At 36.1% G+C, this 19,161-nt stretch carries 28 protein-coding genes and 1 pseudogene; 11 read left to right on the forward strand and 18 right to left on the reverse strand.

The genetic code is table 11. The features are described 5' to 3' along the window. Positions 1-125: 125 nt before the first annotated feature. On the forward strand, positions 126-323 hold the full coding sequence (locus DJ93_RS30150) for a DNA recombination protein RecO (protein WP_080743373.1): 198 nt from the start codon (positions 126-128) through the stop codon (positions 321-323). A gap of 20 nt (positions 324-343) precedes the next feature. On the opposite strand, the gene DJ93_RS06640 is transcribed toward DJ93_RS30150, so the two are convergent. From DJ93_RS06640 to DJ93_RS06680, 9 genes are read right to left on the reverse strand one after another with little or no spacing between them, the layout of a single operon-like run. Beyond that, complete coding sequence (locus tag DJ93_RS06640) at positions 344-970, reverse strand: SpoIIIAH-like family protein (RefSeq protein WP_042979799.1); 627 nt, start codon at positions 968-970, stop codon at positions 344-346. 12 nt (positions 971-982) lie between these two features. Then, positions 983-1,654 carry a stage III sporulation protein AG gene (spoIIIAG, locus tag DJ93_RS06645; protein WP_042979800.1) on the reverse strand — a complete coding sequence of 224 codons (672 nt, stop codon included), beginning with the start codon at positions 1,652-1,654 and terminating at the stop codon, positions 983-985. Further along, the gene (spoIIIAF, locus tag DJ93_RS06650; protein ID WP_042979801.1) at positions 1,644-2,276 is read right to left on the reverse strand and encodes a stage III sporulation protein AF; all 633 of its coding nucleotides are present in this window, start codon (positions 2,274-2,276) and stop codon (positions 1,644-1,646) included. The genes spoIIIAG and spoIIIAF overlap by 11 nt, the downstream gene beginning before the upstream one ends. Positions 2,277-2,288: 12 nt before the next feature. Continuing rightward, entirely contained in the window at positions 2,289-3,461 is a 1,173-nt protein-coding gene (gene spoIIIAE, locus DJ93_RS06655; RefSeq protein ID WP_042979802.1) for a stage III sporulation protein AE, read from the reverse strand. Positions 3,462-3,471: 10 nt separating this feature from the next. After that, the gene (gene spoIIIAD / locus DJ93_RS06660) at positions 3,472-3,855 is read right to left on the reverse strand and encodes a stage III sporulation protein AD (protein WP_080743374.1); all 384 of its coding nucleotides are present in this window, start codon (positions 3,853-3,855) and stop codon (positions 3,472-3,474) included. A gap of 23 nt (positions 3,856-3,878) precedes the next feature. Beyond that, a complete protein-coding gene (gene spoIIIAC, locus DJ93_RS06665) occupies positions 3,879-4,082 on the reverse strand; it encodes a stage III sporulation protein AC (RefSeq protein WP_000020914.1) in 204 nt (67 codons plus the stop codon). A 15-nt stretch (positions 4,083-4,097) separates the two neighbouring features. Further along, complete coding sequence (gene spoIIIAB / locus DJ93_RS06670; protein WP_042979803.1) at positions 4,098-4,613, reverse strand: stage III sporulation protein SpoIIIAB; 516 nt, start codon at positions 4,611-4,613, stop codon at positions 4,098-4,100. Further along, positions 4,607-5,533 carry a stage III sporulation protein AA gene (gene spoIIIAA / locus DJ93_RS06675; RefSeq protein WP_042979805.1) on the reverse strand — a complete coding sequence of 309 codons (927 nt, stop codon included), beginning with the start codon at positions 5,531-5,533 and terminating at the stop codon, positions 4,607-4,609. Before spoIIIAA ends, spoIIIAB begins: the two co-directional genes overlap by 7 nt. Positions 5,534-5,560: 27 nt before the next feature. Next, entirely contained in the window at positions 5,561-5,842 is a 282-nt protein-coding gene (locus tag DJ93_RS06680; protein ID WP_042979806.1) for a YqhV family protein, read from the reverse strand. 182 nt (positions 5,843-6,024) lie between these two features. Between DJ93_RS06680 and DJ93_RS06685 the strand changes: the two genes are divergently transcribed. Together DJ93_RS06685 and DJ93_RS06690 are read left to right on the forward strand one after the other, a co-directional pair. Beyond that, the gene (locus DJ93_RS06685; protein WP_042979807.1) at positions 6,025-6,555 is read left to right on the forward strand and encodes a GNAT family N-acetyltransferase; all 531 of its coding nucleotides are present in this window, start codon (positions 6,025-6,027) and stop codon (positions 6,553-6,555) included. A gap of 29 nt (positions 6,556-6,584) precedes the next feature. After that, positions 6,585-6,905, forward strand: a complete 321-nt coding sequence (locus tag DJ93_RS06690; protein WP_042979808.1) for a hypothetical protein — start codon at positions 6,585-6,587, stop codon at positions 6,903-6,905. A 39-nt stretch (positions 6,906-6,944) separates the two neighbouring features. Here DJ93_RS06690 and efp read toward each other — a convergent pair whose 3' ends face one another. The 4 genes from efp to DJ93_RS06710 are packed head-to-tail and all read right to left on the reverse strand — an operon-like array spanning position 6,945 to position 9,569. Next, entirely contained in the window at positions 6,945-7,502 is a 558-nt protein-coding gene (gene efp / locus DJ93_RS06695; protein WP_042979809.1) for an elongation factor P, read from the reverse strand. Positions 7,503-7,523: 21 nt separating this feature from the next. Beyond that, the gene (gene pepQ / locus DJ93_RS06700) at positions 7,524-8,585 is read right to left on the reverse strand and encodes a Xaa-Pro dipeptidase (protein WP_042979810.1); all 1,062 of its coding nucleotides are present in this window, start codon (positions 8,583-8,585) and stop codon (positions 7,524-7,526) included. A 4-nt stretch (positions 8,586-8,589) separates the two neighbouring features. Beyond that, positions 8,590-9,030 (reverse strand): type II 3-dehydroquinate dehydratase, encoded by a 441-nt coding sequence (aroQ, locus tag DJ93_RS06705; protein ID WP_042979813.1) that lies wholly within the window; start codon positions 9,028-9,030, stop codon positions 8,590-8,592. A 53-nt stretch (positions 9,031-9,083) separates the two neighbouring features. Then, positions 9,084-9,569: a YqhR family membrane protein gene (locus DJ93_RS06710; RefSeq protein WP_042979815.1), complete on the reverse strand. Its 486-nt coding sequence runs from the start codon at positions 9,567-9,569 to the stop codon at positions 9,084-9,086. 243 nt (positions 9,570-9,812) lie between these two features. On the opposite strand from DJ93_RS06710, the gene DJ93_RS06715 reads away from it, so the two are divergent. Beyond that, positions 9,813-10,730 carry a DUF1385 domain-containing protein gene (locus DJ93_RS06715; RefSeq protein ID WP_042979817.1) on the forward strand — a complete coding sequence of 306 codons (918 nt, stop codon included), beginning with the start codon at positions 9,813-9,815 and terminating at the stop codon, positions 10,728-10,730. 85 nt (positions 10,731-10,815) lie between these two features. Continuing rightward, positions 10,816-11,217, forward strand: coding sequence for an SA1362 family protein (locus DJ93_RS06720; protein WP_042979818.1), 402 nt, complete (start codon positions 10,816-10,818; stop codon positions 11,215-11,217). 18 nt (positions 11,218-11,235) lie between these two features. Here the strand turns inward: DJ93_RS06720 and DJ93_RS06725 are convergent, their stop codons facing one another. The 3 genes and pseudogenes from DJ93_RS06725 to DJ93_RS06735 form a co-directional block, all read right to left on the reverse strand. Further along, positions 11,236-11,892, reverse strand: a complete 657-nt coding sequence (locus DJ93_RS06725; protein ID WP_042979820.1) for an HAD family hydrolase — start codon at positions 11,890-11,892, stop codon at positions 11,236-11,238. 89 nt (positions 11,893-11,981) lie between these two features. Continuing rightward, complete coding sequence (gene mntR / locus DJ93_RS06730; protein WP_042979822.1) at positions 11,982-12,410, reverse strand: transcriptional regulator MntR; 429 nt, start codon at positions 12,408-12,410, stop codon at positions 11,982-11,984. Between the two features lie 144 nt (positions 12,411-12,554). Then, positions 12,555-12,968, reverse strand: a pseudogene (locus tag DJ93_RS06735) (spore photoproduct lyase family protein); the annotation flags it as partial. 185 nt (positions 12,969-13,153) lie between these two features. Between DJ93_RS06735 and DJ93_RS06740 the strand changes: the two are divergent. The 3 genes from DJ93_RS06740 (at position 13,154) to DJ93_RS06750 (ending at position 15,167) form a co-directional block, all read left to right on the forward strand. After that, positions 13,154-13,471: a PadR family transcriptional regulator gene (locus DJ93_RS06740; RefSeq protein WP_042979827.1), complete on the forward strand. Its 318-nt coding sequence runs from the start codon at positions 13,154-13,156 to the stop codon at positions 13,469-13,471. Between the two features lie 5 nt (positions 13,472-13,476). After that, entirely contained in the window at positions 13,477-14,145 is a 669-nt protein-coding gene (locus DJ93_RS06745) for a DUF1048 domain-containing protein (RefSeq protein ID WP_042979829.1), read from the forward strand. 200 nt (positions 14,146-14,345) lie between these two features. Then, positions 14,346-15,167: a hypothetical protein gene (locus DJ93_RS06750; RefSeq protein ID WP_042979831.1), complete on the forward strand. Its 822-nt coding sequence runs from the start codon at positions 14,346-14,348 to the stop codon at positions 15,165-15,167. A 30-nt stretch (positions 15,168-15,197) separates the two neighbouring features. Here DJ93_RS06750 and DJ93_RS06755 read toward each other — a convergent pair whose 3' ends face one another. Further along, complete coding sequence (locus DJ93_RS06755) at positions 15,198-16,034, reverse strand: lipoate--protein ligase family protein (protein WP_042979833.1); 837 nt, start codon at positions 16,032-16,034, stop codon at positions 15,198-15,200. A 170-nt stretch (positions 16,035-16,204) separates the two neighbouring features. On the opposite strand from DJ93_RS06755, the gene DJ93_RS06760 reads away from it, so the two are divergent. Further along, positions 16,205-16,588 carry a rhodanese-like domain-containing protein gene (locus DJ93_RS06760; RefSeq protein WP_042979835.1) on the forward strand — a complete coding sequence of 128 codons (384 nt, stop codon included), beginning with the start codon at positions 16,205-16,207 and terminating at the stop codon, positions 16,586-16,588. Positions 16,589-16,616: 28 nt separating this feature from the next. Here the strand turns inward: DJ93_RS06760 and DJ93_RS06765 are convergent, their stop codons facing one another. Then, entirely contained in the window at positions 16,617-17,162 is a 546-nt protein-coding gene (locus DJ93_RS06765; protein WP_042984155.1) for a hypothetical protein, read from the reverse strand. A gap of 326 nt (positions 17,163-17,488) precedes the next feature. Here DJ93_RS06765 and DJ93_RS06770 point away from each other — a divergent pair, with 326 nt between their 5' ends. Together DJ93_RS06770 and DJ93_RS06775 are read left to right on the forward strand one after the other, a co-directional pair. After that, positions 17,489-18,466, forward strand: coding sequence for a LacI family DNA-binding transcriptional regulator (locus tag DJ93_RS06770; protein WP_042979837.1), 978 nt, complete (start codon positions 17,489-17,491; stop codon positions 18,464-18,466). Positions 18,467-18,562: 96 nt separating this feature from the next. Continuing rightward, positions 18,563-19,144 (forward strand): TetR/AcrR family transcriptional regulator, encoded by a 582-nt coding sequence (locus DJ93_RS06775; RefSeq protein ID WP_042979839.1) that lies wholly within the window; start codon positions 18,563-18,565, stop codon positions 19,142-19,144. Positions 19,145-19,161 lie beyond the last annotated feature (17 nt).

The raw sequence follows: 19,161 nt of genomic DNA on the forward strand, positions 1-19,161 counted from the left end.
TATCCACATAAAAAACATATTTTTACCAAATATTATTTTTTTGTTTACAAGCCGTTCATTATTCCTTCACATAAGAATAGTATGTTCAAGGTGAAGAAAAATATGGTGTAGTGAGGTGTGGACATATGATATGGCTCATTCTGTTCTTGCCAGCGGTAATCATTTGGGCAGTTGTCCTTTTCATCCACGTCAAATCTGGAAAAAGTAATCATCATTATCATGAACCTTTGATTTTTTACTCCCAGCGTATCTCTCCATTTCCAATTGAAAACGCTCAAGAAAACCACAAAAATGAAGTTGAAAAAAGCTATCGTTTTCGATAGCTTTTTTTCTATTATTCTTTTTATTTTGTCTGTGGATCAAACTTCACACCTACATCTTTTGAACCAGCTTCACTTCTTACAAGTTGAATAATTTTATTTGCTTCTTTTTGCGAATGCTTTGTTGCTTTTACTGTGACTTTAATATCAGTTCCATCCGCCCTTACAAGAGCATCTTTGTATCCACCTTGAGATTTTATAACTGTTTCAAGCAATCCTTCTTTTGTTTCCATTGTAGTGATTGCATCAAAATTATCCTTTGCTTTGCTCTTTTCTTCTGCTGAAGATTTCGCTGAATTAATTACATTTTGCAACTTTTCTTTCTCCACACTACGTTGATCTTCCATTTGCATACGTAGAGCTGTGAAATTTTCATCACTGGATTGAACCGTTACGTTGCTGTCTTTTTTGCTTGTTTCTTTTTTACTACCATCCTTTTTATCTGTTTCTTTATTTGAAGTTTCTTTTGATGTTTCTTTCGTTGTCTCTTTTGTAACCGCTTTGTCAGTTCCTTGCTTTTCTTGTCCAATCTTTTCGCTCGCTGTTGGCGCCGCATTGTTCATTTTATCAGGAGTTGTTACATAGTAAACAGATAGCACAACAACTAGACTTAACATCGTTAATAACCAAACTGTTTGTTTTTTTAACACTTTACTTCCTCCCTATCCCTTTTTCGGTAATACTGCCACGCGATGAGCTGGTACATCTAGCATACGCGTCACCGCTTCTTTTACCATTGATTTAATTTGTATATTATCCACTCCCCTTGCTACGACCAGAACACCACGCACTTTCGGCTTCTCTGTTCGTAAAACAATTGGAGTTTCTTTATCACCTTGACGTATAATGACTGTCTTTTCATCGAGAGATTCGTCCTCTACTTCCCTTTTACCACCCGTTTTATCCGTTTCTCCTGTTGTTTGTGAACGCTTCACAGTATTTTTCTCAAGTATTTTCTCTTCAGATGAGTCTAGGTTTACTTCAATAGATACATCTTTCACTCCTGATATGTCTTCTAATGCGGATTTCAATTCTTGCTCGTATGCTTTTTCGTATTTTTCTACGATTGACATATTATCATTATCCTTTTGTCCGAAAGTTGGGACATCCTTTTCTGAACTTTGTATTGTACTTGTCTTTTCTTTAAACACAGGCACTTCTTCTTTTTTAGTTGAAAAGAAATTACTAGAAAACATAAGCAAAATCCCAAGTATTAGTAGGACAAGCAAAAACTTAGGCGTTACCTTTTTCCCCTTTTCCTTATCATCTTTTTCGTCCCCTTTTAATAAGTTGCGAAAAAATGAAAGCTTCGAATTTTTATCTTTATTGTCCATTTACTCTACCTGTCCTCCCTTCCATTTGAACTTGGATTTGTTTATCCTCTAGCTGCCACTGGTTTGAAAAGAACTCTTTCATTTCTACATTCGTTTCTTCTACTTTTTCCGGTGATTCTTTCGTATTAATTTCAATAGGTTTTACCGTTTCAATTGCATCATTTTTATCGCGTTCTTTTTCTTTTAATGTCACAACAACAGATTGAATATCCTTCGCTGCTTTTACTTCTTCTGTATGTTCCGTTGCGACTATTTGTATTTCAGAGACTGTCATACCATATTTTTTCTCAAATTCTTTTCCAACTTCTTTTTTCATTTTGACAGCCATCTCTTCTAAACTATATGCACGTGTTAGAGCTTGTATTTCTTTTTTCTTCGAATCAATTGAATTTTTTACTGATCCATCTGTCACATACTTTTCTTGATTAAAATTTGCAATCACTTCATTCACATCTGTCTGTAACAATTTAAAGAGCGGCGTTAAAATTAATACTACTAATAGTAGACTTACAACAAATTTGACATACTTTTGTAAATTTGAATTAGGAAGAATGAGATGAAGCATTGTCGCTAAGAGTAAAAAAACGATAATGTTTCTAATCCACTCCGTAACAAATTGCACACACTTCACCTCCTATCGCATCATCAGCGTAATGTTCCCTGCAGCAATAATAATGGTAATACTTAAAAAGAACATGAAAGATACGATAGCTAAGCAAGCGAATACGTAAATGATACTTCGGCCGATAATGTCTAAACATTGAATAATAGCTCCCCCGCCAACCGGCTGTAATACTGCCGCTGCGAACTTATAAATAAATGCGATACAAAAAATTTGGATCGCAGGAAAAGCAACAATTAAACATAAGATGACAAGTCCAATAATTCCAACCGTATTTTTTAATAATCCAGATGCACTAATAACCGTATCTGCTGCTTCAGTAAACATTCTTCCTACTACAGGAATAAAGTTTCCTGTTACAAACTTAGCTGTTTTCACAGCTATCCCATCCGCCACTGCCGTGGCTGTTCCTTGTACAGATAATACACCTAAAAATATCGTCAAAAAGATACCAATAATCCCAACACTTACGTTTTGCAAGAGCTTGGACAATTTCGTAACTTTGTATTGATCACTCATCGTACTTACAATGCTCAAAATAGTTGCGAGTAATAAAAGTGGGAGAACGATATAGTTCATAAGTAGCCCACTCGTATTCATTAAGAAAATGATAATTGGGTGGAAGAATGATACAGATACAACTCCGCCACCTGTCGCTATAAGTGCAAGTAGAATTGGTAATAGAGCTAATATGAAATCTACCATCGTTTGAATTGTTTCTCTCGCATACATCATTACGACATAAAAACTATTTAAAGCGAAAATAATGAGTACCATATATACAACAGCATCTGCAATTTTACTAACACTACTCTTTGAAAAAGCAGACTGTAAAGATTGGAGTAACGCACTAAAAATTGTGAGCATAATGAGCGTTCCAAGCAACTTCCCGTTTGCAACCAGTTCGTGGAATAAATATTTTAATAGTCCTATCATCCATTCCTTTATGGAAAACTCTTTTTCTCCCTTTACAAATTCCATAAAACTTCCCTTTTGACTCTCTGGCAAATAGCCTCCATATTTTGTAACAATCCCGTCCCAAAATTGCTTCACATCTTCAATTCCAAGCTTATCCAATTGCTGGTCTACGACGTTCGTTTCTATAGGAGAAGCTTGTACGACAATTGGTAAAGAAAAGAAAAGGAAGCAAGCAAACAGTAGCTTAGTTCCAAACCTTCGCAACATTCACTCCCCCTTATCCCGTAGGTAAAAATCCGAGAATTGTTTCAATTACAACAGTCAAAATCGGAATTGCCATAACGAGAATTAAAATTTTTCCCGCTAATTCAATTTTTGAAGCAATTGCACCTTGACCAGCATCTTTTGTAATTTGCGCTCCAAATTCAGCAATATAAGCAATGCCGATAATTTTCAATAATGTTTCTACGTACACATTGCTAACTTTCGCTTCGCTCGCCACCCTCTCAATCATTTGTAAAATGGAATGGATTTGATCAATTAATAAAAGAAACATAACGCTACCAATGAATACAATGAATAAAGATGTAATACTAGATTTATGTTGGTTTAAAACAGCAGCTAAAAAAGTAGCCACGAGGCCCAATCCGACAATTTGGATGATTTCGATTCGAACCGCCTCCTTTACTGGAAGAGAAAGACACTTTTTATCTTGTCAAACAAAGTATTAATTAAAAATGCAACATGAAATAAAATAACGACAAAACCGACAAGGATAACCCAATTTGCAATATCTTCCCGCTTTAATTCTTTCAGTACGGTATGAATGAAAGCTAAAACAATGCCAATTCCGGCGATTTGAAATATTAATCCAACATCAATGGACATCGTCTTTCTCCCCCCCTATAGCAGTAAAATTACAATAAGAAGTCCTGCTAATACACCTAAGCTCTTTATCATCTTTTCATATTGAAGTTGCAGTGCTTTCGCTTCTCCTTCTTCTCTTTCTAAGTGTGTAATACATAAGCGAATATGTTTTTGCTGGGATTCACGATCATGCTGTCCTAGCGTTTCACCGAATTGCTGCAAGATTTCATATTCTGTTTGTTTAAACGCCGTTAATTTCCAGTTTTCCTTTAGACTATCAATCCAAGCCTCTCTAACTGTTTGTTCCCCGCTTTCTAGGCGCTTTGAAAAACTTTGAAATATCCAGTTTAACGGCCTAGGCATTTGTTTGACTAAGCGCTCCGCTGCTTCTGATAGCGGCGTATGCCCATACATAATTTCAGCCTCTAATGATTGTAGCGCTGCTTTTAATAACCGAAGCTGGCGAGGTCTCTCACTATATCGCTTCGCATATGAAAAACCAAAAAAAGTGCTAACCGCAACTATTAAAACTGCACCAAAAATTTTCACCATACACTTTGAACCTTCCCGCGTGTATGGACCGTTTTTCCGTTTCTGTCTTTCACTTGCATAACTGTTCCTGGCCCTCTCGCCTTTGACAACTCCACAAACCGATCAAACACGCCAAGTTCCAGTACCGCTTGCAACGATGGTCGTTTCACAACATCATCGTAAGAAAATCCATGTGCGCTTATAAAAAGCTGAACACCAGCGTGCACCGCCTCCATAATTGCTTCACTATCTTCTTTGCGCCCTATTTCATCCACGATTAATATATCTGGGCTCATAGAACGAATCATCATCATCATTCCTTCAGCTTTTGGACAAGCATCTAATACATCTACTCGTGTGCCAAAGTCATATTGCGGAATTCCCTTCACACATCCGGCAATTTCTGATCGTTCATCAACGATTCCAACTTTACAAGAAGGAATTTTCGAAGCACTTACACCTTGACTCATGCAGCGTGCCACATCTCTTAAAAGTGTTGTTTTCCCTGTTTGCGGCGGCCCTATTACCATCGTATTTAACCATCGCGAATCGTATAGATAAGAAAGAAGGGGTTCAGCAATTCCAAGTTTTTGACGGGCGATGCGAATGTTAAATGAGGAAACATCCCGAATCATCTTCACTGCACTTTTCTCTGTAATTACTTTTCCCGCTAATCCAATTCTATGACCACCGCGAAGCGTTACATATCCACGTTTCAATTCCTCTTCCATCGTGTAAATCGAAAATTGACTCAATTTATTCAATAAGTAGATTGCATCTTCCACTGTAGCGATATAGTCATAAAAAAACACGTCTCCATGCGCGATACATTCTAGTCGCCTTCCAATTCGAACACGAATTTCTTCTAGAGCATCGTATTGCTCACAACCTTCAATTAACTGTTTCATCGTTTTCGGTAAAACTTCTAATACCTCTTTCATCAGCTTCTCCCCACTATACTCGACTTACTATTTCAACAACGCGATAAAAATACAGCCAATTCCAAGCGCTAGAAAAAAGAATTTCAAAAAAGAAATCTCACTTGCTACACTCGCTATGCCAATTGTCATTGTTAAAATTAATACGGTCGGTCCAACAAACGCCAACATACCATTTATAAACAATGCTTTTTTCGTATCATTCACATAAAGCATAAGCAAAGCGGCGAATATTTCCGCGCTACCTGAAAACAACCGAAGTAACCCCATCATAAGCACAGATGTTTCCATTGCCGCTAGCCACTGTTTCATTCTCCCACCTTCTCCCCTAACGGTTACTAGTTCCTTATTCTAAAAAAGAATATATTTGTACAACCATATGCAGAGGTTGTCTATTTCAGAAGTAAAAACATAATTTTTCTCTACTGATTTTAATTTAAATCTGAATATTCATATTATTTTATGCTATATTTAATAGAAAAGGGGCATAGACGATGAAGCAGGTTACTTTACTACCACTCGATTTACGATATGCAAATGTGATTTTTGAGCTATCCAGCGATCCACATGTAAAAGATGCCTTAGGTCTAAAAGTAAAAACTGTAGAAGACACGAAAGCATTTATTCACCTTGCTATGGAAGATGAACGAAAAAACCATTCCGTATCAAGAGTGATTGCAAATGAAGAAAACGAAGTAATTGGACTTACTACGCTTAAACATATTAATTATGAGAAAAAGAAATCTCATATCGGCAGTTGGCTCGGTTATCCGTATTGGGGAAAAGGATACAATGAAGCTGCTAAAAAAGAGATGTTAAAAATTGCCTTTTTAGATTTACAACTTACATACGTATTTGCTGGTGCAAAAATGACTAATATTCGCTCTTTAAAGGCACAAGAGAAACTACCTTATATTTCACTACATGTAGAAAAACAATTTCCAGACGAACATGACGCATTAGAACAAGAAGTTCACTCTCCTTGCGCGCTGCACGTTATATCATACGAAAAATTTTTAAATTGATTGGAAGTACAAAATGAGGGGGAATACATATGAAGATCGTTAAACTTTGTCTAACAATTATATTGGAGCTCGCTGGTATTTATCTTTTTTCAAAAATGGTCGGTTGGTCATTTATGGAGAGTTTTTTCCTCGGAAGTTTAGCAATCTTTGCAATTATATGGTTAATTATCATGAGTATATACAGAAATAATAATATGGATCATGCTGTAAATAAAAACTTAACAGGTGTCGAAACGGGAGAAATACGACCGTTTCAAATTGTTTTCACCCCATACATTGCAGGTACTCTTTCACTTGTCGTAATTAGCCTTATTATAAGCATCGTTTACTATTTGCCCTACTTCACATAAAAAAGCACTCGTGATGATCACATCACGAGTGCTTTTTTACTATGCACGAGAAACGTATTTACCCTCACCAGTGTTGATGATAAGCATTTCGCCTTCGTTAATGAAGATTGGTACTTGTACAACAAGGCCAGTTTCTAATGTAGCTGGTTTTGTTACGTTAGAAGCTGTGTCACCTTTAATACCAGGCTCTGTTTCTACAACTTTTAATTCAACAGTATTTGGAAGTTCAACACCAAGTACTTCGCCTTGGTATGTCATAATAGCTACTTCCATGTTTTCTTTTAGGAATTTTAATTCGCGTTCGATTTGGTTTTCACCAAGTTCGATTTGCTCATAAGTTCCGTTATCCATGAATACGTGAGACTCACCGCTCGCGTATAAGTATTGCATACGACGGTTTTCGATATGTGCTTTTTCTACTTTTTCACCTGCACGGAATGTTTTTTCTTGAACAGAACCTGTGCGAAGGTTACGTAGTTTAGAGCGAACGAACGCAGCACCTTTACCTGGTTTTACGTGTTGAAAATCAAGTACTTGCCAAAGGCTGTTGTCCACTGAAATTGTTAAACCTGTACGAAAATCGTTTACTGAAATCATGTAAAAAAATCCTCCTGTGTATTACAAAATAATAAGTTCTTTTGGAGATTTCGTAATTACTTCATTACCTTCACTTGTTACAATGATATCATCTTCAATACGTACGCCACCGATACCTGGAATATAAATACCTGGCTCTACCGTTACAGCCATTCCAGGTTCAAGTACCGTTTCAGAACGGAACGCTAATCCTGGTGCTTCATGAATCTCAAGACCGATTCCATGACCAGTAGAATGCCCGAAGTATTCACCATATCCTTTTTCCGTTATGTAATCACGCGTTAATGCATCAGCCTCACGACCAGTTAAACCAGCTTTAATACCGTTCACACCACGCAGTTGCGCTTCTAAAACGATATTATAAATTTCTTTTAATTTATCAGATGGCTCACCAACCGCAATCGTACGAGTAATATCAGAACAATATCCTTTATAATAAGCGCCAAAGTCTAATGTAACGAAATCTCCTGTTTCTATCACTTTTTCAGATGCCACGCCGTGCGGTAATGCCGAACGAAGACCTGAAGCAACGATAATATCAAACGAAGAAGATGTTGCTCCTTGTTTTCTCATGAAAAATTCAAGTTCATTTGACACTTCAATTTCAGATACTCCCGGGCGAATGAATGATAGAATATGTTCAAAGGCAGCATCTGCAATCTGTGCAGCTTCCTTTAATATCTTAATCTCTGAATCAGTCTTTATCAAGCGTAACTTTTCTACAAGTCCAGAAGTTGGAATAAATTCAGCTTCAATCGCTTCTTTATGCACTGTATAAGAGCTATATGTAAGAGTATCTTGCTCAAAGCCAAGCTTTTGAATTCCAAGTTCTTTTACTTGTTTAGCAACTTCATCAAGAATTAGTCCTGTATGTTGTACGATTTCATATCCAACCGCTTGTTTACTAGCTTGCTCTACATAACGGAAATCTGTAATAAATAAAGCACGTTCTTTCGAGACAAGTACAACTCCAGCTGTTCCTGTGAAATTCGTCATATATCTACGGCTATGTTCATTTGTTAGTACAATACCATCAATACCAGCTTCATCAAATGCGCTTCTTAATTTCGCGATCTTTTCCATCAACTTATGCCTCCCTTAGTTTCTCCAATAATGCAAATAGCGCTAGATTATAGCCATAAAAGCCAAAACCAACAATTTGCCCCGCACAAACAGCTGCCGTCACAGATTCATGACGAAATGATTCGCGCTGGTGAATGTTAGAAATATGCACTTCAATAACAGGAATCGAAATGCTTGCAATTGCATCTCGAATCGCATAGCTGTAATGCGTAAATGCTCCCGGATTTAGAATGATTCCTTCATATATGTCATCAGCCTCATGAATGATGTCAATAAGAGCACCTTCATGATTCGATTGAAAACATTCTAACTCCACTCCCAATTTTTCTGCCTCTTGTTTCATATCTGTTTCGAGCGTCGTTAATGTCCCTTTTCCATATACATTTACCTCTCGGACACCGAGACGGTTTAGGTTTGGGCCGTTTACGAGGAGTAACTTTTTCATTTTTTAAAACTCCTTATTATAAAGAATGTCTATACAACATTCTAACATAGGAATCACTTATTTGAATAGTTTGTCTTCTTCAGACCTTCCCCTCTATTTACATTATTCGCTTCAAACGAAACAGAATATGAGATGAACACACCGTATAAAATAAAAATGCACATCGTCGTTACAATTGTTTCTTTCGGTAAATGAAGCGCACTTTTAATGACAGGCGCCATTAACCCCATACCTAAAAACAGTAACCCCCACCAAAATAAACCGTATAGTATTCCAGGTAGTACCCCTTCAAACCTTTTAAAAAGAACTTTATAGAGAAATGCAACTAAAATAGAAAGAAGCCCCATACAGACAATGCCTAACACATTTCCCCAAACCCCTTCTTTCCAATTTCCAAAAGCAAATGGTAAAAGCAAGTAGTTTGGTCCTGCTTCCGTAAATGAAAAAATGTGAAGAAAATACCATATACTTCCCCAAAAAACACCACCAAATAAACCAATCTGCACAAAGTTTCTTGTTGTTGATTGCTCTTGATTCACATCAACACCTCCGCTTATTAGTATGTCCGAAACTATTTTGAAGCATGTTTAAATCCTGCGAAATTTGTCTATAAAAAGAATAAGAAATGTCCTACTCTCGTAACATTTTTTCTTGTCATCTGCTTGTATTTGTCGATAAAATAAAAGAAACTCGGTGATTGTCACATCTCACAATGACAGAACCAAGTATGACAATTGCCTCTTTTCTACATAAGAGAGAAACAAATACAGGTTGGTGTTAACATGGCAGAAGAGTCAAAACAAATATATGGCGGGCAAGCGGTCATAGAAGGAGTTATGTTTGGCGGTAGAGAATATACTGTTACAGCCGTTCGTCGTAAAGATAAATCGATTGATTTTTATCGATTACCACGTGTTCGTAATAACGTATTATCTGTGCTAAAGAAGATTCCATTTTTACGAGGTATCGCCGCTATTGTTGATGCAAGCGCTAATGGGGCAAAACATTTAAACTTTGCCTCAGAACGGTTCGATGTTCATCCAGAAGATGACGAACAGCTTGCAAATAAAAAAGAAGAACAATCAAAATTAACGATGGTATTAGGAGTTGCAGCAGTCGGCGTTTTATCATTCATATTCGGTAAAGTTATTTTCACAGCAGTCCCTGCACTGTTAGCTGAATTAACAAGACCGATTTTCCCATCTCATACAGGGCAAATTATTGTCGAAAGCATCATTAAGCTCATGTTATTATTGAGCTACATATACTTTATTTCATTAACCCCACTTATTAAGCGGGTGTTTCAATATCACGGTGCAGAGCATAAAGTAATCAACGCTTACGAGAATAACCTGCCATTGACTGTAGAAAATGTTCAAAATCAAACTCGCCTTCATTATCGATGTGGCAGTAGCTTTATCATATTTACAGTCATTATTGGAATGTTTGTTTACTTCCTCGTTCCTACTGATCCGCTCTGGGCCCGGGTAGTAAACCGAATTTTATTAATTCCAGTTGTTTTAGGTATTTCATTTGAAGTATTACAATTTACAAACCGTTTACGAGATATTCCAGTTTTACGGGTATTAGGGTTCCCTGGATTATGGCTTCAACTATTAACGACAAAAGAACCGACAGATGATCAAGTTGAAGTTGCAATCGCATCATTTGAAGAATTATTACGTCTAGAAAACAAATAATAATAATTATTTAAAAATGGTGTTCAACTCCTTTCCTCATCGTTAATATACTAATTTTAATATATGTTTTTAGGAGGTGTTCCTTATGAACGGTCGTTCGCTTATGTTCGCTGTATTTATGCTTATTATTGGGTTAGCAATATTTGGTCTCGTTTCATCTGTTATTACAGATCCAATGGGTATATTAAGAAATATTGGTCTCATGTTACTTGTCGTTGGGATCTTTTACTTACTCTACAAAATGTTTACAAACTCTAGTGGTTCTGCAAATTCGCAAAGCTCATATAAGCGCGCTGCGAAACAATCGAACCGCAAATACGGAAAACAAAACGTAGCACCCCTAAGCAATTCTTTCTTAAAACGAAATGCTCCTGATGACAAAGGTAAGAAAGGAAATTCACCTTTGTTGAAACGGAAACGAAAACAGTCTCATTTAACTGTAATTGAAGGTAAAAAAAATAAAAAGAAAGACCGCGCTTCCTTCTAGGGAACACGGTCTTTCTTTTTATTTATGTATCTTTACAGCGCGGAGCACTTCCGTTAAACTCTTAGATTTCATACTCTCTATACGCAGATGATGATTTTCAAATTGTAAACTCTTCGTTACCTCATTAGGTACAACGACACATTTTAAACCTGCCGCAATTGCCGCCTCGAGTCCATTTAATGAATCTTCAAATACAACAGCTTCTGACGGTTTTATTCCTAATTCTTCAATAGCAACTTTATAAAGAGCGGGATCTGGTTTTACCTTCTCGACATCTTCTCTCGTTTTAATAACTTCAAAATACTCTCGAATTTCTAATGCATCTAAAAATCCGACAACCCATTCTCTCGATGAGCTAGAAGCTAAACCAATCTTAAGGCCAAGTTCTTTTGCTTCTTCTAAATACTCTTTTACTCCATCACGAGCTACTGGCATCTTCATTTTCTCTTTATGTAAAATTGAGACCTTTTCTTTCAGTACACTTTCATTAAATTGTTCTCTCAACTGTTCTTTAATATATGTATAGAGTACTTCATCAGTCGTTCCAATACATTTTGCAAATTCTTCTAAAGGTAACTCTCCGCCATATCCATGAACAACATCCCTGAAAGATTGGAACCAAATTGTTTCTGTATCTACAATTAATCCATCGAAATCAAAAATAATCGCTTTCATTCTTACCCCATCCTTTGCAAACTTATTTTCCACTTACATATATCATCAAATTACTCTTCTAATAAAAAAGGAAACGCCCATCGTTCCCTTTACTTCCCTTGCTCTTCATTTGCTTTTTGAACACCACGAAGTGTTTCAACTCGAAGTTCATCTTGTTCAAAATATTGTACTAAATCACCAATGCGGTCAATCGCTTCCCAACTTAAATGATGTTCAATTCCTTCTACATCATTATAAATCTTGCTTTCATCTACACCGATAATACGCATAAACTGTTCTAATAAGTCATGACGATATACGAGACGTTCTCCGATTTTTTTACCTTTTGTTGTTAAGACAAGCCCTCTATATTTTTCATAAATTAGATATTCATCTTTGTCTAATTTCTGTACCATTTTTGTTACAGAGGATGGATGTACACTAAGCGCTTCAGCAATATCAGATACGCGGGCATAACCCTTTTCATCAATCAACAAATAAATTTGTTCAATATAATCTTCCATACTAGGGGTAGGCATCGGTTTCCTCCATCCAATTTCATTTTGTTTATTCCGCACGAAGCAATCAATAAAATGATACACCAGAAAGAATAACGTGACAAGGGTTGAAACAAGCCTAAATATATAAAACAAAAAAGAATCTGTATTCACATACAGATTCCCTCATGTAAAATATTGCATCTCCACCTCTGGAAAATATTCGTAAATATACCCTTTAATCATTTCTTCCAACACCTTCGCATCATCTTTTTGATATACATATTTCCCAATACCATATCGTCCCCATTTATATTTTCGCTTCTCTCCATCCATTTCAGGCTTCGTATTCGGATAACGTTGCTGTATTACCTTTTTTGCAGGTTTTGTAAAACGATGTTGTATTAATTCAAAGGATAAATTCGACAAAGGTGTATTTTTTAAAACGTTATACAATCGTTCAAACAATTCTCGGTATCCCTCTTCCCGACCTTCATGCATATATATCGGGGCCACAATAAAACCAAGTGGATAGTTCGCTCTTGCCACTTTATGCGCTGCCTCAATCCGCTCTTCAAACAGTGATGTACCTGGTTCAAAATAAACGAGATTTGGTAGAAATGGTTTCATACGATTCCCCCTCATTTTAATATGAACGGCAAAGAGAAATTAACAATTTTTACAGTTTTCCACTCCAGTAACTTGCTACGCAAGTTACTGGATGTTATAATTTGGATAACAGCTACCTTGCACAACAAGTTACCTGAACAAAAGGTGGTGAAATCATGCATAGTCAAATGTTAAAAGGCGTACTCGAAGGATGCATCTTATATATCATTTCCCAAGAGGAAGTGTACGGATATGAGCTGAGTACAAAATTAAATCAACATGGCTTTACATTTGTAAGTGAAGGCAGCATATACCCTTTATTGTTACGCATGCAAAAAGAAAGACTTATTGAAGGTACATTAAAAGCTTCCTCTCTTGGACCGAAGCGAAAATATTATCACGTAACCGATAAAGGATTAGAACAACTTGAAGAATTTAAAAAAAGCTGGGGAATGGTTTCAACAACGGTAAACAACTTATTACAAGGGGAGTGATGAGGATGCAGGCGAAAGACATGGTGGAACTTAACAATAAAAAAAGAAAACTACTAACACCTGAAAACGAAGCTGCTTATGGCGATATGCTTATTTATTTACGCTTTACTAGCGTTCCACAAAAGCAAATGGAAGAACTGCTATTAGAAATATTAGATCATCTTTTAGAAGCACAAGAAGATGGTAAAAACGTACGTGATATTTTCGGAGAAGATTTAAAAGCTTACTGCGATGAATTAATTAACTCTTCAGAACATCAAAATCCTTTCCAAAAATCTGCTGTTATTGGATTTGCAGTTAGTTTATTATTAGCTATTCAATTTGGATATGACACATTCACTACTCTTATGCAAAAACTATTTACAGATACAAATACCTTAGGAATTCCATTTAGTATTCCTGGAACAATATTATCAGCTATCGTTTTAACAATTGGTACTTTAATAACTTTTTCGTTATTCAGACGTTTTTCTTTTACAATACTAGTGTCTTGGAAACAAAAAGTAATGCTCTTATTATCAGTGTTCATACCTTTTGTCTTATCAGTGTTTTCAAACGTATTTTTTAAAACACAACCGTACTTATTTTATAATTTATCTATTTGGCAAGGTGCCCTTATAACATTTTCTTTTTACATTCTATACAAATTTTTATATAAAACATCTAAATTTTAACAGCCCTTAAAAAGGCTGTTTTTCTTTTGTCTAATTTTACAAATTGAAAAATTTCATAAAGAAAAAAAGAAAAAAGCAAAATAATTAAAGTTAATTGTTGACGTGATGCTTTTATTATCGGTATCATAAATCTTCGTGAGCAATTATTTTTCGTTATACGATTTTTTTATTATTACTGAATTTTTGAGAGGAGAAATTTGATGTCACTTAAGAAGAAAACGCAAGTACGCACCGGCAAAATGGTACGTGAACTAATGTTAGCAGATGAAGATGTAAATGCTTCGCTAATTATGGTATATAGTGAGAACGGTGTAAACGCAGAAATTAAAATCGAGGGCTTAACGCCGAAATGTAACGAAGAATTATTTTTGAGCGGAAACGTGGATTGGAACAAGAGTGTTATTTATAAAATTGTCGATTTCACTGGAAACGCTGAAGTTGGTAAAGTTACATTAACAGCAATGAACAAAAATAATGTTTCTCTAGAAATTGAACGCGTTATGTGGAGCAAAGAAAATAAAGAGGCTGCTGAGCAAGAAGAAACAGTTATAGAAGCTACTCCGAAAAAAGAAGTGGTTGTAGAAGCTCCAAAACCTGCTATGCGTGTAGAAACACCCGTTGTAACACCTAAACCCACTCCGGTACCAACGCCGAAGCCAGTAAGTGTAGAAGCGGCTGTAGAACTATCTACTCCAGCACCTGTGAAAAAGACAGTACCTACTCCAGTTACAAAGCAAGAAACAGTGCCGGTTACTCCTGCAAAACCGAAGCAACCAGCTTTGACTGAAACAAATTCAAAACTACAAGAAAATTATGTGAAGCTTGTGAAAAAGACGATTGAAGTTTGTCAAGATTACGAGCTTGGCATCGACATAGATGATTCTATTGAAAGCTTAAAAGAAGAATTACAAAGCCAAGGTATTAGCGTTACATTTGATAAAGAAATTATGGACGTTGTAAATCGCCTTCGCTCTTTACAAGAAAAAGGTATCAAAGTAGAAAAAGTACTTAATTTACTATAAAAAAATAAGGAGGTGGCAATCGCCATCTCCTTATTTCTTATAATTCCACTCCTTACTCTCATACTTTTCTTTCGCTAATGTTTGCACTTCATGAAGTTGCTCTTCTGTTAATTCATATGGCACAAGCTCCACACCTAAACCTTTTTCAAATCCAACTTGAAACGCTTCAATTAACTGTTCAATTGTAAATGTACGATCTGTTAATTCATTTATTGCGACTGCTTTAGAAGAAAACATACTCTTCATACGTTCTTTTACTCGCTCATTCGGGAATAAAAACAGATCATATAGTTCATCTAAATCTATTTCTAACGGAATAGAACCATGCTGTAAAATAACACCTTTTTGGCGTGTTTGCGCACTACCAGCAATTTTTCTTCCTTCAACTACAATCTCATACCAAGACGGTGCATCAAAACATACACCAGAACGTGGATTTTTTAAATTTTCACGGTCTGCATCTGTTTTTGGGACCGCGTAGTATGCCTCTAACCCTAATGCTTTAAAACCGTCTAATAACCCCTGTGAAATAACGCGATACGCTTCTGTAACTGTTCTCGGCATATTTGGATGATCTTCAGAAACGATAACGCTATACGTTAATTCCTTATCATGCAATACACCCCTACCGCCTGTTTGACGGCGAACAAAGCCATATTTCTTTTCGTTTACTACATCCATATTAATATCTTTTTCAACACGCTGAAAATACCCTACTGTTAATGTCGGTACTTCCCATTCATAAAAACGAATTGTTGGTGGCATTTTCTTTTCACTTTGCCAATTTAATAAACATTCATCTAACGCCATATTAAATGCCGGTGAACATTGACCAGAGTTAATATAACACCATTGTTCTTTTCCCATCCTACACCTCATATAACCAATTATTTTTCACAATCTCTAGTCTACCAAATTCGACAAAATTTGTGAAAGAATACGAAATTTCTCCTTATATAGAAATGAATCTGTTGCATAAATACATATGGGCATTATAATATTGAAAGTAGGATAAGAAAAAAGGGAGCGATAGAATCGTGTCAACAAACTTGATTATTATATTAGCCGTAATCGTAGCATTCATCGGCTACTCTGTATGGATGTTTTTCTACCAGAAGAGATTAATTAAAACACTTTCAGAAGAAGAATTTCGCGCTGGCTACCGTAAAGCACAGCTTATCGATATTCGTGAAGCAGACGAATATAATGCAGGGCATATTTTAGGTGCTCGTAACATTCCGTTATCACAAATTCGCCTTCGTTACAAAGAGCTTCGCCAAGATCAACCCGTTTATTTATATTGCCAAAGCGGATTCCGTACAGGCCGTGCAGCTCAATATTTAAAAAAGCAAGGCTACAAAGATTTCTACCAATTACAAGGTGGCTTTAAATCTTGGACAGGTAAAATTAAAAAGAAATAACATTGAAAAGAACTAGCTGAATAACCAGCTAGTTCTTTTCTTCCATATTGTTCGCAATATATACTAAGTTTTTCTTTACTACATCTTCATTTTTAGCTTCTACATTGCGATATAACAACTGATACTCAATTCCTTTCTCTTTCCATATAAGCGTGGCAAACTCCTCTCCATGTTCAAACTCATCTCTATTTTTAAAATAAGCAGTAGCTCCATTGTTCAATTTCATTTGTTCTTGAAATCGATTTTCTTCCACAATATATGGGAAACTATACGAAAAATTAGCAACTGTTAATTCTACATACTCTTGTCTTCCTTTCCCATCTTGTTTATATTTAATCGTTAAGACAGCATTCTTCTTTCCAAGCGTTCTTACTTCTCCCTTCACATCGCTCGTAATGTCATACGGTAAAAACGTGGGGGTTTTGAATCTCGCTGGAAAATATTTCGGAAGATCCTTTAATACAATTGGATCTGATACACGATCAATAGCCCCTCCTGTATTTTCCACAAATGTTTTTTCTTCTTTCATCGTTTGTTGAAATGAACATGAGCTAAGTAACACACTAGAAAACACGAAACAAATGAGCCCTTTTTTCAATTTGTTTCCCCCCTTTCATACCGCTCTTTTAACGAACAAAGCGTTTATATGTTGTTCATATTCGCTTTGACTTCACACTCTACCTTTGAAAACTTTCCTCGTTATTCTCACACATTTTGACACGAAATTTTTTTAGACAAAAAAAGACTTTCCGTTACTCTTACGCCCAAATAAAGAGGTTACGCGAATAACAAAAAGCCTTATTTATACCATAGATTGTGAAAAGCTTTTCAGGTCAAGTTTTTTCAGTATTTTTCCATTCTCACTATTTTGCCTTTATAATGAGTAGAGAGGTGATACATATGGCCAATATAAAACAAATTGCAAAAACTGCTGGTGTATCCATATCAACCGTTTCCCGAGTACTGAATGATCATCCTTATGTAAAAGAAGAGAAACGAAAGCGCGTTCTAGATGCAGTTGAAAAATTGAATTACGCAAAAAATATAAATGCCGTTCATTTAATAAAAGGAAAAACAAATACAATTGGAGTTATGCTTCCTTTCATTAACCTTCCATACTTTAGTACCATTATTGAAGGCATTGGGAACGAAGCATTGACGGCTGGATATCATATTAATTTATGCCAAACAAATTACGACAGTATGGAAGAAATTCGAGTTCTTAAAATGCTGAAAATGAAACAATTTGACGGCATGATTATTTGCTCTCGAACAAGTTCATGGGAACATATTGAACCATTCGCAAAATTCGCTCCGATTATTTCATGTGAAAAGATGAACCATTCCCTCATTTCATCCGTTTATGTCGATCATTATGAAGGGTTTCGTATTGGTACAGAATATTTATTAAGTAAAGGCCATGAACGAATTGGCATTTGCTTAGCAAGACAGACAAGTGTCAATTCAAAAGAGCGTGAAAAAGCCTTCTCAGATGCTCTACATTGTGCAGGAAAAACAGTACACCCCGATTGGATGTTTTACCAATGCTACAATATGCAAGATGGCGCTAAAGTTTTACACAATATATTACATATGAAAGAACGTCCAACTGCTATTTTTGCAGCTAACGACCAAGTCGCAGCCGGTTTATTGACTGAAGCAAAAAAACAAGGTTTACGTGTACCGGAAGACCTTGCCATCCTCGGCTTTGATAATCATGAAATTTCAAAAGCATTGGAGATTACAACAATTGAACATCCTGGCTTAATGATGGGTGCACGTGCCTTTTCGTTATTCCATAAACAAATACAAGACGAACAAATTATCGGTGGATCTGAGGAACTCCCTTTCCATTTAATTGAACGAAAAACAGTATAAAAGAGCGCCACAGACGGCGCTCTTTTATTAGTATCTCACCCATTGACTTTATATGTATTATCTCATATAATTAACCTAACGAACGGTAGGTAGGGGATGAAAATGACAGCAAACCGCATTAAAGTTGTAGCACTTTCTCATTTCGCACGCTACGGCTACGAAGGAACTTCATTAGCAAATATTGCTCAAGAAGTTGGGATTAAAAAACCATCGATTTACGCACACTTTAAAGGTAAAGAAGAGCTATATTTCACATGTTTAGAAGCGGCTCTTCAAAAAGATTTACAAAGCTTCACAGATGATATCGAAAAATTTTCAACATCATCTACTGAAGAATTGCTCGTAAATCTGCTGAAAGGCTATGCAAAACGCTTTGGTGAAAGTGAAGAATCAATGTTTTGGCTACGCACTTCTTATTTTCCGCCTGATGCATTTCGCGAACAAATTATTGAAAAAGCGAATACTCATATTGAAAACGTCGGAAAACTTTTATTCCCTGTATTTAAACGGGCAAATGAACAAGGTGAACTGCATAACATTGAAACAAAAGAAGCTTTAGAGGCTTATTTATGCTTACTTGACGGTCTTATGGTTGAACTATTATACGCAGGTTTAAATCGCTTTGAGACCCGCTTAAACGCCTCTTGGAAGGTATTTTGGCGAGGACTTGCAAAATGACGGATTGCACCTTTGCA

Origin of the sequence: Bacillus clarus (genome assembly GCF_000746925.1) — a bacterium.
Lineage (GTDB): Bacteria > Bacillota > Bacilli > Bacillales > Bacillaceae_G > Bacillus_A > Bacillus_A clarus.

What these genes read in the sequence shown, in the direction of transcription:
- spoIIIAC (WP_000020914.1), bottom strand. Translation starts at nt 4,082, where the DNA reads ATGTCCATTGATGTTGGATTAATATTTCAAATCGCCGGAATTGGCATT.
- DJ93_RS06725 (WP_042979820.1), bottom strand. Translation starts at nt 11,892, where the DNA reads ATGAAAGCGATTATTTTTGATTTCGATGGATTAATTGTAGATACAGAA.
- DJ93_RS06740 (WP_042979827.1), top strand. Translation starts at nt 13,154, where the DNA reads ATGCATAGTCAAATGTTAAAAGGCGTACTCGAAGGATGCATCTTATAT.
- pepQ (WP_042979810.1), bottom strand. Translation starts at nt 8,585, where the DNA reads ATGGAAAAGATCGCGAAATTAAGAAGCGCATTTGATGAAGCTGGTATT.
- DJ93_RS30150 (WP_080743373.1), top strand. Translation starts at nt 126, where the DNA reads ATGATATGGCTCATTCTGTTCTTGCCAGCGGTAATCATTTGGGCAGTT.
- spoIIIAE (WP_042979802.1), bottom strand. Translation starts at nt 3,461, where the DNA reads ATGTTGCGAAGGTTTGGAACTAAGCTACTGTTTGCTTGCTTCCTTTTC.
- efp (WP_042979809.1), bottom strand. Translation starts at nt 7,502, where the DNA reads ATGATTTCAGTAAACGATTTTCGTACAGGTTTAACAATTTCAGTGGAC.
- DJ93_RS06715 (WP_042979817.1), top strand. Translation starts at nt 9,813, where the DNA reads ATGGCAGAAGAGTCAAAACAAATATATGGCGGGCAAGCGGTCATAGAA.
- DJ93_RS06745 (WP_042979829.1), top strand. Translation starts at nt 13,477, where the DNA reads ATGCAGGCGAAAGACATGGTGGAACTTAACAATAAAAAAAGAAAACTA.
- DJ93_RS06770 (WP_042979837.1), top strand. Translation starts at nt 17,489, where the DNA reads ATGGCCAATATAAAACAAATTGCAAAAACTGCTGGTGTATCCATATCA.
- DJ93_RS06685 (WP_042979807.1), top strand. Translation starts at nt 6,025, where the DNA reads ATGAAGCAGGTTACTTTACTACCACTCGATTTACGATATGCAAATGTG.
- spoIIIAA (WP_042979805.1), bottom strand. Translation starts at nt 5,533, where the DNA reads ATGAAAGAGGTATTAGAAGTTTTACCGAAAACGATGAAACAGTTAATT.
- DJ93_RS06720 (WP_042979818.1), top strand. Translation starts at nt 10,816, where the DNA reads ATGAACGGTCGTTCGCTTATGTTCGCTGTATTTATGCTTATTATTGGG.
- DJ93_RS06680 (WP_042979806.1), bottom strand. Translation starts at nt 5,842, where the DNA reads ATGAAACAGTGGCTAGCGGCAATGGAAACATCTGTGCTTATGATGGGG.
- DJ93_RS06755 (WP_042979833.1), bottom strand. Translation starts at nt 16,034, where the DNA reads ATGGGAAAAGAACAATGGTGTTATATTAACTCTGGTCAATGTTCACCG.
- DJ93_RS06750 (WP_042979831.1), top strand. Translation starts at nt 14,346, where the DNA reads ATGTCACTTAAGAAGAAAACGCAAGTACGCACCGGCAAAATGGTACGT.
- DJ93_RS06690 (WP_042979808.1), top strand. Translation starts at nt 6,585, where the DNA reads ATGAAGATCGTTAAACTTTGTCTAACAATTATATTGGAGCTCGCTGGT.
- mntR (WP_042979822.1), bottom strand. Translation starts at nt 12,410, where the DNA reads ATGCCTACCCCTAGTATGGAAGATTATATTGAACAAATTTATTTGTTG.
- spoIIIAB (WP_042979803.1), bottom strand. Translation starts at nt 4,613, where the DNA reads ATGGTGAAAATTTTTGGTGCAGTTTTAATAGTTGCGGTTAGCACTTTT.
- spoIIIAG (WP_042979800.1), bottom strand. Translation starts at nt 1,654, where the DNA reads ATGGACAATAAAGATAAAAATTCGAAGCTTTCATTTTTTCGCAACTTA.
- aroQ (WP_042979813.1), bottom strand. Translation starts at nt 9,030, where the DNA reads ATGAAAAAGTTACTCCTCGTAAACGGCCCAAACCTAAACCGTCTCGGT.
- DJ93_RS06775 (WP_042979839.1), top strand. Translation starts at nt 18,563, where the DNA reads ATGAAAATGACAGCAAACCGCATTAAAGTTGTAGCACTTTCTCATTTC.